This window comes from Fluviicola taffensis DSM 16823 (genome assembly GCF_943372375.1).
Taxonomy (GTDB): Bacteria; Bacteroidota; Bacteroidia; order Flavobacteriales_D; family Crocinitomicaceae; genus Fluviicola; species Fluviicola taffensis_A.
In genome coordinates, this window is sequence record NZ_CALRYJ010000002.1 from 330,817 (window position 1) to 348,895 (window position 18,079).

At 38.6% G+C, this 18,079-nt stretch carries 12 protein-coding genes; 3 read left to right on the top strand and 9 right to left on the bottom strand.

Annotated elements, in window-relative coordinates; translation table 11 throughout:
* Positions 1-26: 26 nt before the first annotated feature.
* The 5 genes from AAG807_RS04795 to AAG807_RS04815 form a co-directional block, all read right to left on the bottom strand.
* On the bottom strand, positions 27-839 hold the full coding sequence (locus AAG807_RS04795) for a choice-of-anchor J domain-containing protein (protein WP_341901269.1): 813 nt from the start codon (positions 837-839) through the stop codon (positions 27-29).
* A 24-nt stretch (positions 840-863) separates the two neighbouring features.
* Positions 864-1,328 (bottom strand): DUF4268 domain-containing protein, encoded by a 465-nt coding sequence (locus AAG807_RS04800; RefSeq protein ID WP_341901270.1) that lies wholly within the window; start codon positions 1,326-1,328, stop codon positions 864-866.
* 497 nt (positions 1,329-1,825) lie between these two features.
* Positions 1,826-3,484, bottom strand: a complete 1,659-nt coding sequence (locus tag AAG807_RS04805) for a T9SS type A sorting domain-containing protein (protein ID WP_341901273.1) — start codon at positions 3,482-3,484, stop codon at positions 1,826-1,828.
* An 855-nt stretch (positions 3,485-4,339) separates the two neighbouring features.
* Positions 4,340-4,708, bottom strand: a complete 369-nt coding sequence (locus AAG807_RS04810; RefSeq protein WP_341901275.1) for a hypothetical protein — start codon at positions 4,706-4,708, stop codon at positions 4,340-4,342.
* A 9-nt stretch (positions 4,709-4,717) separates the two neighbouring features.
* Positions 4,718-5,977, bottom strand: a complete 1,260-nt coding sequence (locus AAG807_RS04815) for a Shedu immune nuclease family protein (RefSeq protein WP_341901276.1) — start codon at positions 5,975-5,977, stop codon at positions 4,718-4,720.
* 398 nt (positions 5,978-6,375) lie between these two features.
* Between AAG807_RS04815 and AAG807_RS04820 the strand changes: the two genes are divergently transcribed.
* Together AAG807_RS04820 and AAG807_RS04825 are read left to right on the top strand one after the other, a co-directional pair.
* Positions 6,376-7,416 carry an MBL fold metallo-hydrolase gene (locus AAG807_RS04820; RefSeq protein ID WP_341901280.1) on the top strand — a complete coding sequence of 347 codons (1,041 nt, stop codon included), beginning with the start codon at positions 6,376-6,378 and terminating at the stop codon, positions 7,414-7,416.
* Between the two features lie 358 nt (positions 7,417-7,774).
* The gene (locus AAG807_RS04825) at positions 7,775-12,172 is read left to right on the top strand and encodes a T9SS type A sorting domain-containing protein (protein WP_341901282.1); all 4,398 of its coding nucleotides are present in this window, start codon (positions 7,775-7,777) and stop codon (positions 12,170-12,172) included.
* Positions 12,173-12,579: 407 nt separating this feature from the next.
* Here the strand turns inward: AAG807_RS04825 and AAG807_RS04830 are convergent, their stop codons facing one another.
* The 3 genes from AAG807_RS04830 to AAG807_RS04840 form a co-directional block, all read right to left on the bottom strand.
* Positions 12,580-13,890: a hypothetical protein gene (locus AAG807_RS04830; RefSeq protein ID WP_341901283.1), complete on the bottom strand. Its 1,311-nt coding sequence runs from the start codon at positions 13,888-13,890 to the stop codon at positions 12,580-12,582.
* Positions 13,891-14,153: 263 nt separating this feature from the next.
* A complete protein-coding gene (locus AAG807_RS04835) occupies positions 14,154-15,830 on the bottom strand; it encodes a WG repeat-containing protein (protein WP_341901285.1) in 1,677 nt (558 codons plus the stop codon).
* A 203-nt stretch (positions 15,831-16,033) separates the two neighbouring features.
* Entirely contained in the window at positions 16,034-16,360 is a 327-nt protein-coding gene (locus AAG807_RS04840; RefSeq protein ID WP_341901287.1) for a hypothetical protein, read from the bottom strand.
* A 167-nt stretch (positions 16,361-16,527) separates the two neighbouring features.
* Here AAG807_RS04840 and AAG807_RS04845 point away from each other — a divergent pair, with 167 nt between their 5' ends.
* A complete protein-coding gene (locus AAG807_RS04845; protein ID WP_341901289.1) occupies positions 16,528-16,983 on the top strand; it encodes an SRPBCC domain-containing protein in 456 nt (151 codons plus the stop codon).
* Between the two features lie 5 nt (positions 16,984-16,988).
* On the opposite strand, the gene AAG807_RS04850 is transcribed toward AAG807_RS04845, so the two are convergent.
* On the bottom strand, positions 16,989-17,942 hold the full coding sequence (locus AAG807_RS04850; RefSeq protein WP_341901291.1) for a hypothetical protein: 954 nt from the start codon (positions 17,940-17,942) through the stop codon (positions 16,989-16,991).
* Positions 17,943-18,079 lie beyond the last annotated feature (137 nt).

Below are 18,079 nucleotides of genomic sequence, written 5' to 3' on the forward strand. Positions count from 1 at the left end.
AGTTTGTTAGCCTTGGAGTCGTTTTTTTAGAGCTTCTGGACGCGTTTTGTAATGATTTGTCCGCTGTTTGTAGTCATTCGCACCAGGTAAATTCCCTGCTCAAATGTGCTCATTGAAATTGGATTTGCTTTTTCTTGCGAATAAATCAACGTTCCGGCAGTATTGTAAATGGAAACCTCTTTCAGATTTTCAGTTGAAAAACGGATCACATCGCTTGTCGGATTCGGGTAAATCGTCACATCCGTGTGCAGGAATTGTTCATTCAATGCCAACGGATCGTCTTTACGTACGTTGATGCTGTCTAAGAATAATTTGAATCCACCTTGTGTTTCCAGCACAAATGCAACGTGAATCGTTTCGTTGCTGCTATAACCCAATTCCGTTAGATTTACTTCATGCTGTGTCCAATCTTCCCATTCGAATTCCACACGAGACAAGGTATCGATGAAGCTTGAGATTTGAGTATCTGTAACAGAGATCAATACTTGGTAAGTATCCGGATAACTTGGATCAAAAGATTTTGCATTCCATTTTAAATAGTTTCCGAAAGTTCCGATTGTAATTGGAGGAGAAATCAACCAACGACTTGCTTTTTGAGCTACTGTGAAATAAGACGTTGCGGCTGCGATCGTATCATTGGTGTTATCCGGATCAACGATGGAAATCCAGCCTGGTGAAAATTCACTTACAGCTGCGTTTTCCGTGTAATTATCATTATTTATAATCGTCCAGTTGGCCGGGATTCCTTGTTGGAAATCCTCATCCAAAATGGTTGTTTGAGCAGTTGCTGAAAGCGCTGAAAGAAAGACGCTCGAAAAAAGGGCAATTTGTTTTAACATAAGGCAAAAATACAAAGACTTTAGCTACATTGCTAGATTTATCAAGATATCCTTAAATTCTTGGTAAAAGGCATCAAAATGAATTAAACGGTCAGCTAAATAGTTTATTATCTCGGGGTGATCTTCGGGTTTATAAAAGTTTAAATCGGAGCGTTCCCAAATGATCCGGTTAAAGTCGGAAACAACGGAAGTATTGGCGTTTTCAATCCAAACACCCTCGGTTCCCATTTCGGATTCCAATACAATTTTTAACTCAGTCACTTGTTCCCACAAAATTTGGCGTACACCGGCATCTTTTCCCTGAATATCGAAAGTCAGACGGGCACCTTTCCCATCAGCATCCACACGGATGTAAATGTCTTTGACCTCGGAAGGGTAGGAAAGCCAATTCATTCGTCGGCCGTTGGAAGAACGCGTTTTCTGCATCTGAACCTTGAATTGGTTCCAGAAATTGATTTTCAGTTGCTTCGCTTCTTCCTTGGAATACATGTGTTGTAAACTTTGGTGCAAATATACAGTTGTATTCGAGGAAAGGAAATTTAGGGGTTTCGATTTAACAACTTGTAACGAAAAATAAGAAGGATTTATTTACCGCAGATGCACAGATTTTATTGAGGCGCTTACCAGTCGCCTCTTTAAGCAACATGATATTTCAACAGATGTTTAAAGCGAGTGCGGTAGCCTCGCAATAATCTGTGCATCTGTGGTAAATATTCAAGTTCTCTGTCAATCAGGAAATTTTTGTGCTAAAAATAACCGCAAAGAGCAAAGAACGCAAAGGGGATAATGGTAAAACATGGTTCAAATAAGAACTCTGTGTTCATCTGTGCTCCTGCGTGGGAGATTTTTCAGGAGAATTTACATCAAAAAAAACCGCAAACCTGCCTGTCGGCAGACAAAGGAAGCAGAGAACGCAAAGGGGATTTGTATAAACTCTGCGATCTCCGCTTCTCCTGCGGTTAAAAAAAATAGGTGAACTTCTGTTCTTATTCAAAAAGCATCTTACGTGTTCCCTCTTTTCCTGCTTTCGTCTGTACTTTCAAGATTGCAACTCCTTTGTAGTCGGAATCAAGCGTGATTTCAGAGATTCCTTCCGAAACTTCGCTTTGATACAGGATTCTTCCATCCAATCCAACCAACCGGATGCTTGCAGTTTCTTCAATTGAGAGCTTAAATCGGCCGTTGCTCACCGGATTCGGGTATACGGAAAATTCAGTTTCTTCGGCAAGTTCTCCAAGTCCCAGACCACTGGTCGGACCGAATGCCAATTGCAGGAGATAGATACTTCCTTTCGTGGCTCCACCAACCGGATTGCGGTATCCTGTCAACAGGATCTTGTTGTCATTGGTGATATCCACATCCTCAAAATTTGCCAGTTTCCCGTTCCAGCCTGAAGAACCAACCATTCCGTGATCGAAGATCATGTAACCATTTCCGTTGAATGCCGTGTTCAATTGACCTTGCGCATTCATGCTGACAATCAATCCTTTGTTTTGGAAATTCCCACTGACATACTCAGTTGTAAATCCACAGATCAGGTATTCATTCGGACTTTTTTCAATGATCTTATTGAAGAACGTGGCGCTATCTTGGGTGAAATCGAAGTTTGAGAATCCGTTTGGAATGTTCATGTCTAAAGAACCGGTTGTGTTTACGAAAGCCACAAATCCCCTGTTCGCGCGACCGTATGAATAAACGTAATAATTGTTTACTGGCATGTTATAACCTGCAACTAGTAATTTCCCGGTACTTGTCAGCATAATGGACGCTGCTTCATCGGTATTATCCGTTCCAAAACGAAATATTCCATTTGTTCCGAATGTGAGGTCAGGAGTTCCGTTCGGATTGAGCTTAAAGATGGCATTATCCGTATAATTGGCAGAATCGTAAGAGAAGGTCGTCGAATTCCAGGAACTGGTTCTCAACAGTCCGTAAGCTTCCCCATTTGGACCTATCGCCATGTCTTTATACTGAGATCCGGTAATAGAAGTAAATGAATAGTATCCATTTGTTCCGTAGGAATTATCCGGGAAACCATCCGTGTTTAAACGCACAATCGCCGGTTTCCCATTAGGTCCGATTCCGCCGACCATGAATTTCCCGTTGGGAAGGATGTGCAGGCTTTTCGGAATGGAATAGGTTCCGGTAGTTCCGAATACATGATTGGATAACAAGTGTCCGTTTACTCCAAAGGTCGAGTCCAGACTTCCGTTTGTTTTCAAACGCATCATGATGAACTGACTTGCGCCGCAAATCCCGTTGATACAGTATTCCGATTCACCAACCAAAACAATTTTCCCATCTGATTGAATGGCAACATCGTATCCGCGGCTGTCTTGTCCGCAGAAAGTGGAAACAGCACCGTTCGTTCCGAAAGTCGGGTCCGGCATTCCGTTCGACAGGTACCGGTAAATGTGCATCGACAAATCCGGTGTGTTCGGGTCTCTTTCGAGTACGGTAACAATTTTTCCGTCCGCCTGAATAGCTGAAGCGTTAGCACGTCCTAAGTTTCCTTCGCTATTGGAATTGGGTCCGAGGTAGGGGAGGTATCCGTTCGTATTGAACGTAGAATCAATGTGTTGGGCATGTGTATTCATCGAAAAAACGGATGAACCTGCCAAAAGTGCAAGTAAAATTCTCTTCATAGTAAATGTATTTAGTATTGGGTTCGAAAGGAAGACTCTGTTTTAACAACAATAGTTCGGTGGAAAGCCGGATTTTTTTGATTGATTTATCAATGAAACAAGGAGTTTGAGCAGATTTATTCTATTTAACATAATTCGGATAATTCCTAATTCCGAATGAGGGATTTAGCATAGTTGTTTCGAAATGGAGTTTTGGTTGAGATGAAGAACTAGTCAACGTTGGAAAGTCCGATAATTCGATATTCATTATTAGAATAGGATTCTTGGCATGGATTCAGAAATCGTTCAGCATTGGAAAATCCAATAATTCCGCAGTCGTAATTAGAATAGATTATTTCAGACGATTCTGCAGAAAGAAAATTCTACGCAATTCTCATGAAGGAGATTTTTATGGAATATTCTGAGAGGTTCTAAGAAAGACGAATTCTGAAGGATTTGTAGAATCAATTAAAATTGGGCGATTGTCCGGATGAAAAATTTTAGACGATTCTCGGGAAGAAGATTTTTTAGTGTTCGAAGATTCGAATAGTTTGAGGAATTGTCGATATGAGAAATTTGAGCCGATTCTAGATTTGATTATTTCAAAGGGATTGTGCAGAAAGAAAATTCTACGCGATTCTCAGAGAGGAAGATTTTGGATTAGATCGTGCAGAAATGGAAACGATACCGGAGCAGAGAGCATACTAATTATAGAAGGATGAAAGGAAGACTCGTTTGTGGATTGGAATAAAGTTTGGATAATCTATTTAACATAATATTAATTATAGGACAAATTGGATTATCCTATAATGTCACATTATGTCTCCGTAAACTACGCTTGTGTGGTGGTTAATTTAAAATGGGAACCCGGTTATTTTAAAATGTGGAATTGATTTTCAAATCACCATGGTTGAGATATTCAAAGTCATCAATACACTTAATTGTGAATATTTGAGTGTCCATATATTCCAAAGTATTGAGATTATTGAATTTATCAAACTCAACGTTAAAGATTCTTTTTTCCGCATCTTCGAAAATACGATTGATCATTCCATCAGTCCAATTCGATTTGTTTCCTTCTAAAATTAAGGTAAACATAATTCGTTGTTGTGTATCTTCGTACTGAGGAAGATAATGGATAATTACAATTGCTCTGTGATTTCCGATTAACTGAAACACGTCAACATATCCGATAGATGATTGACCACGTTCAGCTATTCTTTTCCATTCATAATTTAGTTTCATATAGTTTAGTTAAATCGATAGTAATGTTTGAAAAGCCTCAATTTTTTGAAGTAATTCGCTAAAAGTTAAAATTTCAGCATCTTTACTGTTTGAACGGAATAATTCGAAAGCATCCTTCTGTTTTTTATTTAAGGAATTGATATCACCAACTAGAACGATGCATTTTGAGTTTAATGTTTTTACTGGGTCATCAGACTTACCTTTTAAAGTATAATATTCCTTTTGGAAATTATCCCGTTGGTTCAGTACTTGACCTATTGCACCGGAGAGGTCTTTCGTAATGGCGAAAACATCTGACCCTCGATAAGGTTTTTCTTCCATTAAATCTGTTTTATGGGTCTTAATTTCGAGAAAGGTTACGTTTTCACTTAATGTGTTTTGCAGAAGAAAATCATTGAATTTACCATCTTTGTTATCCATGTTTTTTCCTCCAACATATGCTTCCCTTTTAAATAAGATAACTGGTTGAGTAAATATTGCAGAAAATATCCAACTGTGTTTGTGGAGAAATTCCTGCCATTTTGCCTCTAAGCGATCTCCATCAGTTTTGATTGCAATTAGTGTTCGGAATTCATCGAGAGTCTGCTTAATATAGCTACTATCAATAATTTCCTTCGTTTTCGCAAGTGAAGAGGCTGAAAAGAAAGATGGAGTTAATGTGAGTTTTTCAAATAAATCCTGAAGGGATGTTTGGTCTTCAATAGAGAAATCATTAATGTTTCCACTCCATTTGGATAGAGCATCGAAAATACTATTAGACTTATATTTTTTAGTTGGTTTTTTATATGCTTTTGGAAATAGCTTATTTAATTGTTCCTGCAATAAAAGGTTATTTGATACACGATATCTGTCAGATAATTGTTCAGAACTGTCCTTTAAATATTTCAGTGCGTGCTCATTAAGATAAAGGATTTTGTTTTTGGTATCAATTTCAATTTTTCCTCCTTTTTCTATTATTATTTCCTTGACGTCTAAATGATTGTCAACAAATTCTCCGAATTTCTTGAGTTGTCTGGTAAAACCATATCCTATTGCTGAGGATTTGACAATACCTACAGGGAGCTGGTTTTTGAACCCTTTGTAGGTAAAACGCTCAATTTTTTTGTATTTTGAACCACCATTAAATCCGCGTGGATAATGAATTATTTGATCAATCGTTTTAAAAATTTCTGCCGAGAGCTGATTAATTTTTTTATCCTGATCAATATAGTTCAGGGTAATAACTTTAGTAGTTTCTTTAACTTGTCTTTCTCCAATAAAGCTTGCCATAGATTCTTAGTTGATAATGCAAATAAAATATGACAAGTATCGTGCCTGCGTTGATTATTAGCAGTTTATAGAGATTGAAATGCCATTTTGGCAGAAATGCATATTTAGTTAATCCTTGAAATAAAAGCTTTAAAACTATTATAACTCAACTTCTCCTCCAACTGATTATTCACAATCTTCATAATACTGGTAACCTTTAATCCCAATTGCTGGTATTCCAGGATCTGTTTCCGGAAAGGATTGAGTCCCCCTCCCCTTTCGGTTTTGGTTTCCTCTTGGCCGGCCAACTTTATTTCCTTGGTATTTCGAAGCGGTAAATTTAATTAACCACATAATTATCAATACAATAGCTTTGTGAAATAAAAAAAGTTATTTTTAAAGAACTAATTACTATTTACATGAAAACCACATTCTTATTATTGGTCGTTTTAATAACGACAACTGCGAAAGCAGACGAATTCATCAGCCATTTTGTTAATGTAGGTCAAGCTGATGCTACAATTCTAGAGTTTAGCAAAGGAATCGTGATGATTGACATCGGTGGAGAGAATAACGCAGTTCGCGAAAGCCAGGACTCTCTGGAGAATTACATGGGCAAGCTATTTAGCCGCAGAAGCGACCTAAGTAAAACAATTGATTTTTTGATTCTTACACACAACCATGCTGATCATGTCAGCTTAATTGGATGGTTATCTACAAATTACAAGATCAAGCGAATTATTACAACTAATTATGAACTTTGGAAAAGAAAAGACGTCAGTAAAGCTGCAAGTGATGAGGGAGTTACCCTTGAACTCATAGATTATAAATTAATGGATAAGCTTATGCCAAATGGATTTTCAGTTGACATAAGTAAGTTAGTAGATGGTGAAGTAATACCTAAACTTGTGCTTTACTCTGGTCAAATTGACACTGTCAAACAAGAAGTTAATAATGTCAAATTCACCGAATCTGCATTTAAAGAAACAGCAAATAACCACTCCATTGTTTGCAAGTTGACTTACGGAGAAGCTTCAATGCTTTTTACCGGAGATCTTGAGTTAGAGGGAATCAAATATTTGCTCGCAAAGTACGATAAAAACCCTGATATATTCGAGGTCGACTTCTATCATGTTGGTCATCATGGTGCTGAAAACGGAACAAATAAAGAACTTCTTGAAAGATTGAAGCCAAAGGTGGCAATTATAAGTGCAGGTAATCCAAAACATATCAATAGTGGTTCTGCCAATCAACATGCTCACCCAAGAAAAAAAACAGTTAAACGATTGAATGATTTTGAAACAATACAAAAATCCAATATAACAAAAATGGTTCTTGTTTATGCAAAATTCAAAGCTAAACCAGCACCAATTGAAATCACGAAGCAAATTCACTGTACATGTTGGTCAGGAAGTTTATCATTTACGATCAATTCGGACGGAAGTTATTTGCAGAACTGATATGAATTGCTTAAATGAATTATAACTCAACTTCTCCTCCAACTGATTATTCACAATCTTCATAATACTGGCAACCGGTAAGCCGAGTTGTTGATATTCCCGGATTTGTTCCCGGAAAGGATCGAGCGCCCTCCCCTTTCGGTTCTGGCTTCCTTTTGGCCGACCGAGTTTCTTTCCCTGGGCTTTGGCAGTGATTAATCCCCTATTCCACTCCAAAATCCCATTACAGCTTATTAGGTAATTCCTCCCAGTATCCAATCGAATCTTTGATTCTATTCATGCATGTTCATTATTGATTTCAAATCAATAAATTAAACCAATACAATTTTCTTAAATTTGCAACCAAGAATCAATCTATATGAAACGAAACCTCTATTTCTATTTTATCTTAGGCTTATTAATAACTCTAAGTCAGTGCGCTTATTCACAGGTGTTTAGCTTGGTGAATTCACCTGTTTCAAAACTGAACTATGCGGTTGTAAATGATCAATATGGTTTTGCAATGGTCGGTGGAACCAATCAGTTTAAATCAATAGATCAGGGACAGACTTGGACGCAGTTAAATAGTGCTTCAGGTTCTCCGTTATACTTTTTTGAAGCGCAGAATATCGCGATTTCTTCTGCATCTACGATGTGTCTTGTTGGATTCAGTGCTTTTACAGGAACATATACAATTGTACGGACCACTGACGGTGGAACTTCTTGGACACAGGTTTTGTCAACTCCAAATTCAGAGCCTCTGAGAGACCTTGCTGCAAACGGAAATACACTAATAGCAACTGGCGTCAATGGAATTTACCGTTCAACGGACGCGGGTTTGAACTGGACTTTTACAAGCTTGTCTTCAGGTGGAGAATCTTCTCCGTTTGTTCGCTACAATACTGCTTCATCATCTTGGTTAATTGGCGGATATCAATCCTATTTTCAATATTCTTTAAATAATGGTGTTTCGTGGCAAAATCTCGGGCTTAATTTTAGTCCGGATGCAAATATTGTTGCAGAATCTGTTACTGCAAACGGTTTGTTAATTGCTAGAAAAACATCCACAACTACTCAAATGTTACTTTTGAATGCTACTAATACGATTGACACAAACGCTATTATTGAATCTGATTTGGTGATGAATGGAACGCCATGTCTGACCGGAGCTTTTTTTAACGGCAACCTGCTGACACACAATCAATCTTTATTTTATAGGGTTGATCCGACTACCAACAACGTTTACCACTTTGGTTTTCCGGCTCCCGGAGGATCTTATTTGGCCGAAGAAATTTCATTAGGTACAAATTACGGGGTAGCAATTACTTCTACTGCTAGCGGAAGCGGTCGGATTTACAGGATTGATTTGACGCAAAATCCAAATTTGTATGTTCCCTCCTACTTTACCATTCAGGGGCCCGGACCTTGTGCCGGTGATCCAATCATTGCTACAGCAAGCGCTGACTATGCAGATTCACTGAAATGGTATGTGAATAATATAGCGGTTTCTACCGCTAACACATTGAATTATCCGACTTCTGCAGGTATTTATATGACTTATAATGTGAAATTAGTGACCTATTACAACGGAGTTTCTAATACTACCACAAAACCGGTTGTCATGACTGCTCCTGCTGCTCCACATGGTTATACTTATTCGTTGGACGTAACTGCATGTTATGGTTTGCCTTTGAGTGTGCTGATTGATCCAAATCCCTCTACGCCATTTAACAATACCTTGATTAAAATGCTTTACAACGGTCAATTGGTTTATGGCCCGGTGGTTATGAATGTCTCTAACATTAATGTGAATACAACCCCATTGACAACAAGTGGTACGCTTCAGATCATTACCTACAAGGTAGCTTACTGTGATCCAAGTGCAGATACGGTGAATATTCCAATTACGGTTGGTCCTAATTTATTTGATTTTAGTATTTTGCCGCATGATTCGGTTATCTGTACAGGAATAAATCCTGTGCTTGATTTAACAGGAACAAATTCCCTTTACAACTATGAGTTTTATCCTACGTACTCTTATCTAAGTCCTACGGTGAATTCAAGCATCACTCCCGGAAATTCGGCGGGTATTTTATCAGTTACTCAGATGGGGGCAGATAGCTATATCGATGAAAGTACAAATCCGGATACTTATGGTAATATGTATATGTATGTCAATCTGAAAATTACAGATCAGGCTGGTTGTACTCCTGAAAAAATAATTGACACTATTCGCATTCAAAGGCGAACAGCTTTTTTTGAATTGCATTCACACTCTTATTTGAGTGGGGATACCGTTGGAATATCCAATGCCTACATCAGACCAAACCGTTTGTGGTCGTCGTTGGAGTTGAATCCGGCATTTATTGCGAATGAAACAGACACAATTCCTCAGATTATTGCTGATACTACGGGCTTTTTTGGAATAGAACTGCGCACCGAACCGTTGGCTGGTTGTGCAGATTCCATGATTAATTATGTACATTATGCAGATCCTGCACCTTTATTTGAGTCGGTATGTGAATCAAAAAAAGTACGGGAAAAAGTTGATCATCATCTTCATCATACACGCATTGACCAGTTTGGAAATATTTATGAAGTGTGGGTGTTTCAAGGAATGTACCACTACCCGTATTATATTTTGAGAAAGAACGATCCCTCAGGAAATTTCCTATGGGAGAAAAAGGTTTCTAATTCTACCGTTATATTGACTTGGTACAACGGAATTGTCATTGAAGATATTGATTTTGATTCAGAAGGAAACCCGGTTTTAGCAATGTGGATTCAGGGAGATCATGATTTTCAGGATGAGTATATTAATTATCAGTATGATAATGGAGCGCAGGCTCACGTAGGCTGTTTTATTGTAAAGGCGGATAAAACAGATGGCTCTTTAATCTGGAGTGTTAATTTGGGAGAAGCTGCCCCATCCGTAGATTTGGATTTGTACCAGGGAGTGAGAATAACCGACGTAGTTGTTGATGGAGATTTGGTTCATGCAACAACCTATGCAAGTTATGAATTGAATTTCTTCACCTTGAATTCCTTGGATGGAAGTTTGGTAAACACCACTCCTTTTGAATTTGGTGCCTGGTCCAACACGCCATTTATAGCTCCTGGATTCTTTTTTCCTTACGGTTCAAACGGAAGTTCTGAACAGTCTTTTTGGTCACCTCAGATTGATGTGCTTTCTACCGGAGAAGTGGTTGCTATAGGACATTACCAGAATGTGCCATTGAATGACTATCCTCAGTTGACTATGACAAACTCAAATTCTGGAATATTTATCATGAAGTATCATCCGGATCACGGTGTTTATGATATAGAAAATATTGCCCAGACTGGAGCTAACGAGTTTGCTGTGAGTAGTGATGTCGGGTCTTCAGGCGTACCCAAAATGGTGATAGATAAAAACGATAACATTACGGTTGTCAGTGATTGGGAATATCTTCAAGGCCCAGTATGGGGTTGGGGTTATCCACCATTGACAATCAAAGTTTTGGATTCTGTAATTCCAATGTCATCGGGTACATTTGTACTAAACATGGATAGAGATTATAATATGAATTGGTTGTCAGTGGGAACACACGGTAAAATCCAGGACTTGGCTTATTCTCCTGCCAGCAATGAAACTTTCATTGCAGTAAGATCAAAGGATAACTTCAGTATGGGAAACAACGAGGAACACTTGATGATGGGTGAATCTCAGGACTACGACATGGAATATACCAGCATCCCGCTTCATGATTTAAACTTGTTGGATTATCCTCAGAAGCACTTGTTTATAACCAAACTGAACACTGCGGGCGAACCGGTTGAAATGAAGGAGTTAGCATATGATGTATTGTTTGATAACATGGAAAACAGATTGTATATGAGAATGGCCGCAACTTCTTGCGGGGATTTGGCAATATATACTTGGGGTGTTAATAATACTCAGAACCTGTTTGTGGATGGTCAGACTTTTCCCACAGATTCTGTTATGCTATTCTTGCAGTATTCAAACTGTGTTTCTGACGATTGCAGTTACCTGGAAGTGAAAGATTCGATGGAGATTTGTTCTGTAAATGGAGTTATTAATGGCCAATTCAGAGATTACTATAATTTAAATTCATTTACATACGATATTCTTTTTGGAGGAACAACAGTTGTTTCAGGACAAACTGCTTCTGCTCTAAACGGACATTTTTCTATTCCATCACCTGCGACCAATGGAACGTTTACTATTTCCTTTACGTCTCCGAATTTCGACATGACAACTGTTGTGGTGAATGACTTGACGATTGATTTTGGTACGTTATCGGATGATACTTTGTGTATCTATAGTTCTGGAATTACACTTGGAAATAATGCTATTCCTGCTGGAGGAACATATTCCGGAACAGGGGTGAATGGCTCACAATTTATTCCTTCTTTTGCCGGTCAGGGATTACATGAATTAACTTATACGTATACAAATCAGATGGGATGTACAGGAAGTGATTCATTAGTGATTTTTGTAGATGCCTGTGCGGGTATTGAAACTCTCAACCCAAGCCTTTTCTTGATATTCCCGAATCCTTTCTCCAATGAATTAAATTTGAAATACAGTGGTGGAACTATGTTACCTGAATCTCGTGTGATTATATATGATCAAATCGGACGAATTGTTTTGAATCAATCACTTGATGAAATAAATACAAAAATCAGATTTGATTTTCTTTCAAAAGGAAATTACACATTAGAGATTGTGCAGGCTGGCACATGTGTTCATCGTGAACAAATCGTAAAAATGTAGTTCCAATGAGTCAGAGTAATAAGGATGGAATTTATCCATCCTTATTACTCCGTTTTGGTTGACATAATCAAATGCTACTGATCTCAATTAAATATTATCCAATTTGATGGGGATTTAGAAATCACCTATTAGGTAATCCCCTCTTCCTAACCAAAACTCCTCTCCCAGCTTATTAGGTAATTCGTCCCGGGAACCAATCGAATCATTGACCGGTAGCGGATTCCAGACATTTTCGTATTCCACACGAAATCGAACTCAAAAAGTCTATTCCACTTTTTAAGTCAAATCATTGAAAGGTTCGGAAAGTCTTTTGAGGATTGGGATGTTTTAAGGTTGGTACCAATTCCTAATTAGCCACTACAATTCATTTCGGGATTAGCGCGGGTTGTTTCTCGCTATTGTATCGATCAATTGAAAACCCCATAAAATCCCCAATAAACAAAAAGCCAGATTAGAATCATATAAACAAGATTATTCAATGCAAATAGAACTTTAGCAAACACACTCCAGCTCTGTTCTTTTAAGAGTTTGTAGTTGATAACGCAAAATGGTATGATGATGAGTAATAGCAGAAAGGGAGTGTATGCCATTAAACTGATAAAAACACTTGCCGGATCTTTATACGGCGCTGGAAAATAAAAACGATTAATGCTGCCAACGCATAACACTACCACATAACAGAACATTAGGAACCCAAGAAGGGACATCCATACTTGAATGTACCGGTATTTGCTATTTTGTTTTCTTCTGAAATATCGGATCAGGAAATAGATGGAGGAAAATAAGAACAAACCTGCGGAAGCGATAAGGAACAGGGCGATTAACGTGTTATTTTTAGGGGTTTTGTAGTTCCGCAATTTTTCGAATTCACTGTTTTTTGGAAACAAGGTGTCAATCGCAATGAGATGATCGCCTTTCCCCAACTCTTCTTTTAAGTTGAATTGAACGGTAGTTTTGTATTGGTGATAGAAATACAGGTTCACTGTTCCGGTATTCAAATCCCAAATAGAAGTCAGCAATGTTCCGTCGCCGATTTTTTCTCGACATACGTGCATGGTATCTGATAAAGCCTGACAGAATTCAAGCGTAGTATCCATTTTATTTTTCAAAAAGGCAACTCCGTTTCGGTACCGATCCAGTTGATTGGCGTCTTGTTTTGAAGTAATCGAAGGACAAAAATTGGAGATGACGTAGGATGGATCGCTTCCAATGGTTAAGGTGTAAGGCTCTACAACCAGGTATTTACCGGATTTATCTGCGTAGATAAAGATATCTTCCATAAAATAGCTGTGGTCAAATGTGCTGATGTATTTCTGAACTTCCTCCACTGTTTTACACCTGTGCAGAATGTCTTTTAAATACTTCGTCGGATTGGTGATCGGCTTTCGGTTTGCCACTTTTTTGGATTCTGGATGGTAGGAAGAAAGTCTTTCAAAGACAAGTCCCATTTCATTCATTCCGGATTGAGGCGCATATCCGTTTTCTCCATCGTATCTTGAACCTGTAAATGCTGCTCCATATTCACCCTTCCCTCTTGCGTTTTCAAACCAAATATGAGGAGTTACCCTCCAGGCATCTTCATTGCTGCCGAAAAGGGTTTTATTACCAAGCGTTACTTTGTACCCACTACACCCAAACCCATTCTGAAAAGGGATAAGCCATAACAGTGTCACTAAAACAAGTTTTAAAAATTGCGCTGATTTGATGGTGTTTTCCATAATGATAGTTTTTGTTACTTGTGCGTATAAACTACAATGTACTATTTTTCAATAGTAACAGCTCCTAACAAAATAACCTCGCCTATTTGCTCCGGGAAAGAATAAAACGTTTGCACCCTTTTGAAATGAGATAAATCTAAGCCCTCCCCTCCTACCAGAATTCCCCAGCCCGAGTACCCAAGCTATAATAATAGATCGCAATAATAGGATAGGACCTGTTATATACAAGAACCGCACTTACTCCATTTCCGAAAAGCGTTTCATTACCTGCGCTGAGTCTTGTAAAATTCATACTTACCATTCGGTAAGATCCTGTAATGACGATGAATCAGTCGCTCAACTACCTTCAACTTTTCGTTCAACAATCCATATTTACCATTCTTTTGAACGAGCAAAAGGTCATTTCTAAAGGGATCAATCAAATCATATTCGATGGGCAAAACAATGTTCCCTGTTCTGTCTATCATTCCAAATTTTCCGCCTCGCGTTACACGGGCAAATCCCTGTTTTCCAAAATGTTCTTCATGAAGTATGGTCATGGTATCATTCGTAACGGAATTTACAATCCATCGTGATTCATGGGCGCCGGTAAAGTGGATAAACTTCGGGTCTAAGGACTCAAAACCTTTATGTTTTAAGGGGTCTACCACTACTCCATTTCGATCAATGTATCCAGTTCGATTATCTATTTTCACTTGAATTTTCTCTTTATCAATCACGATAATTTGATCATACACCATTTCACCTTGGACATTCCCCGTGCGATCTACAATGCCCATTTTTTTATTCAGCTCCACGATAGCCAGATCATTGCTGAAGGGGTGAATCTTGTCATACCTGAATGGAATAATGGTATTCCCCAATGTGTCGATCATACCGTACTTATTACCTTCATCCGACATTTTTAAAAGAATAAACGTCCCATCAGAATTTTCTAAATCTCCGGATGGTTCAAATTCAAATCGGGTAATCTGCTGACCCGACATGTTCAGGATAGCTAACTTATTGCTGCCTGCTGTCAAGACTCCGTAACCGGTTGGAAGAGCACCAACCCTTCTGTAGATGGGGTTTGTTTTAAAGGTCAGATCGTTAGATAGGATCCCAAATTTAGTTTCACGGTCTTCGATTGTTGAATAGATAAAATCGGTACTGAAACGACTTTTTTCAAGGCTCTTAAATGGATAGCTTATCATGAATTCACCGTTGCGATTCATGATTCCACCATTTTCACCATAGCTCACATACCGATTGTATTCGATGCGTTCGATGGCATCAACGCAGTAACCGTAGGTTTTATTAAAGGTACTGTCATAAATGGCGTACGTGTTGCTAATATCAAGCATCGCTAAATATTCTCCTTGAAAATATTCGATCGTGCGCTGGGCGGGTGGAATAACAACGTTGCCCAATGTGTCCAGCATCCCGAATATATGATACGCCTGTTCCGGCATTTCAGTTCTTCGTTCTCTGCTAGTAATAACAGCAAACCGATACCCATAACCGTTCCCGTCTTTCCATGTAAACGATTGATCGTCGTATAGACTCATTACGGAGTTCAAATGTTCCTTGTGCGTTATGATCGGCGCTTCATCCGGAGGAAGCAAATAGATACCGTCTATGTTGATTCCATACGCTTTCAACACCTTTCCTTTTGAATTCCTCAGAATGTATCCATTCGTTTGTTCACCATCTACATGTTTGGAATACCATAACGGGTCTTTGGATGGTTTAACGAATCGTGTTATATATTCGCGTTGCGAGTAAGTGTAATAGTCCACTTCTATGAGTTGAATATCGTTGTAAAATGGAAAATAGTAAATCGGCGGACTATTTACTGGTTTCTTCGCATGTTGGATTGCCTTGCAGATCCTGGCGTTCAAACTGTCCTGTTGAGCAAAACTTTGAAAAGAGAAGAGCATACATATAAGGAGTAATCGCATACATTCATTTACAATTGGAGTGTTGTTTGGTTCAAGACGATGGTAGTTTTGAGTCAATCAGCTAACAAATTAGTGATTTTAATTCGACAAGAGCTTCGATTGATGGGATTCAATGTCCGTTTTCCTCCTCAAAAAAAGAAAATGCATCTTCCGACTCTCTCCAAGCTATATGAACATAAAAGAAGTATCGCTTCGAGATAACGCTACCACAAAGCTTCCTTACTCACAGTTTCTTCCGAAATTCCAATGAAATGTGGAAGCCAGCAATCTGCTACAATTACGCCGATTTCGGCACTGCAATTCGGGCAAACCTGGTTCAGAACGCTTAAATCACCCGGTCCGCAACAACCTGTCAATAGCTTGTAATCTTTATGATTATTAAGTCTGACGCTTTCTTCATTTACGAGGAAATCAATTTGTTTTTCAAAAATAATTTCTATTTCGCTGGCGTTTAGGTAGAGTCCCGGACCAATCAGAGCTGCCTGGTCTTCTAGATTTGCTTGATCTGAAGACACCTGCTGTAATTCCATCACAGTCAGTTTATGGTTGCATTTTTTGCAGTACAGTTGCATGATCGAAATAGAATTAACCCTTTTAACAATTAACCGAATTTATACATTTTTGGTTTTCTTAATCCTCATTTTCTCTAAATTTAATCTGACTGGTTCTGCTGGTCTCTCATTTAATAGCATTCAATATGAAAAAGTTAAACTATAACATCGAAATAAATTCCTCGCCCGAAAAAGTCTATGACAACATGCTTGGCCTGAGTGACAAACATACTTACGAACAATGGACGGTGCCTTTCAGCCCAAATTCTTCCTGGGAAGGTGGATGGAATAAAGGTGATAAGATTGCGTTCGTCGGGATATCGAAAGATGGCATTAAAAGTGGAATGCTTGCCCGTATTGCTGAAAATGACCCGGGAAAATATGTATCCATTGAACACTATGGTATGTTGGAAAAAGGTGTCGAAATAACAGAAGGAGAAGCAGTGGAAAGTTGGAAAGGAGCCCACGAAAATTATCGTTTTGAGCCCACAGTAAAAGGAACGCGCGTAACAGTTGAAGTAGATATGGTAGACGAGTATATTTCCCACATGGACGAAGCCTGGCCAAAGGCGCTGAATGAGTTGAAGAGGATTTCTGAATAATCGGTTTAATGATACGTATAAGTCTTCACAATCGCGATTTCTTCATGCTCGCCAGACATCTTTGTGGCGGTTTTTAGCAAACCATTGGAATAATAAATGTAGGTGGTAAATGTATCTATTGGGTCTTCAGAATAATCACAAAACGTTTCATTCACGAGAAACCCGTCCCTGAATTCATAGTCGATCCGAATGACAGTGAGTTGGTCGTCGTTTTGCATGACTTCCCGGATTAGATTACCGTTGGTGTCGTAAGTGAAAAAATATTCCCAGCCTTTTCCTTGCCCAAAATCACGCTCAAGTTCCTCTTTGATTGTTCTTCCCAAGCTGTCGTAAGTATAACGCCGTGTAGTATTATGCTGTTGGCTCCGGAATTCAACAGTTTGTCCAAACTCATTCATAACGCGCTTTGATTGATAGCATTCTCCGGTACTTGCGCTGGAATCAGTGCAATAAACGGTATTGCCATTCCTCACATAAACCTGAGAGCTAATAAAGTGGTCCTTATCATCGTAATAGATTCTTACCCGTGTGGTGGAATCGTTCAATTGATCGTAGAAATACAAATGTGGTATCAATCGAGATGGAATGTTTTCAACCCGAATCAAAGAGTCAATCTCATCATAATAAAATACTTTTCCGTATCCGTTGAGCTCTGTTTCACTGTGTCTTTTTCCATTGCTGTGATAGCGAATAGTAGTTTGAGTGGAATCTCCGCGATTGTTTAGAATTCCTTTTACAATTACTCTATTACTGTCGTCGAATGTGTTCCACATTCCCCAGGATTGGACCTCATTACCTGTTCCTGTTTCGGTATTAACGACTTTTACATCTACATTGTGAAAACCCAGAGATAACATTTTCTGTCGCTGGTTCATGTGAAAATCACCGTTTTGTGTGTCAAATGGAAATTGAGCAAGACATCCGAAAGGAATGAATAGCAGTAACAGATAAAATTTCATGTATAATGAATGTCTCAATGTGTTATTGGTTACATAGAATAAACAAATACTCTCCCCAAAAAAACAAAGAGATATCAGGAGTCTCTCTTTGTGTGTTCTCCAAAATATACGCCCCTGTTGGCTTTTGATGAAATATT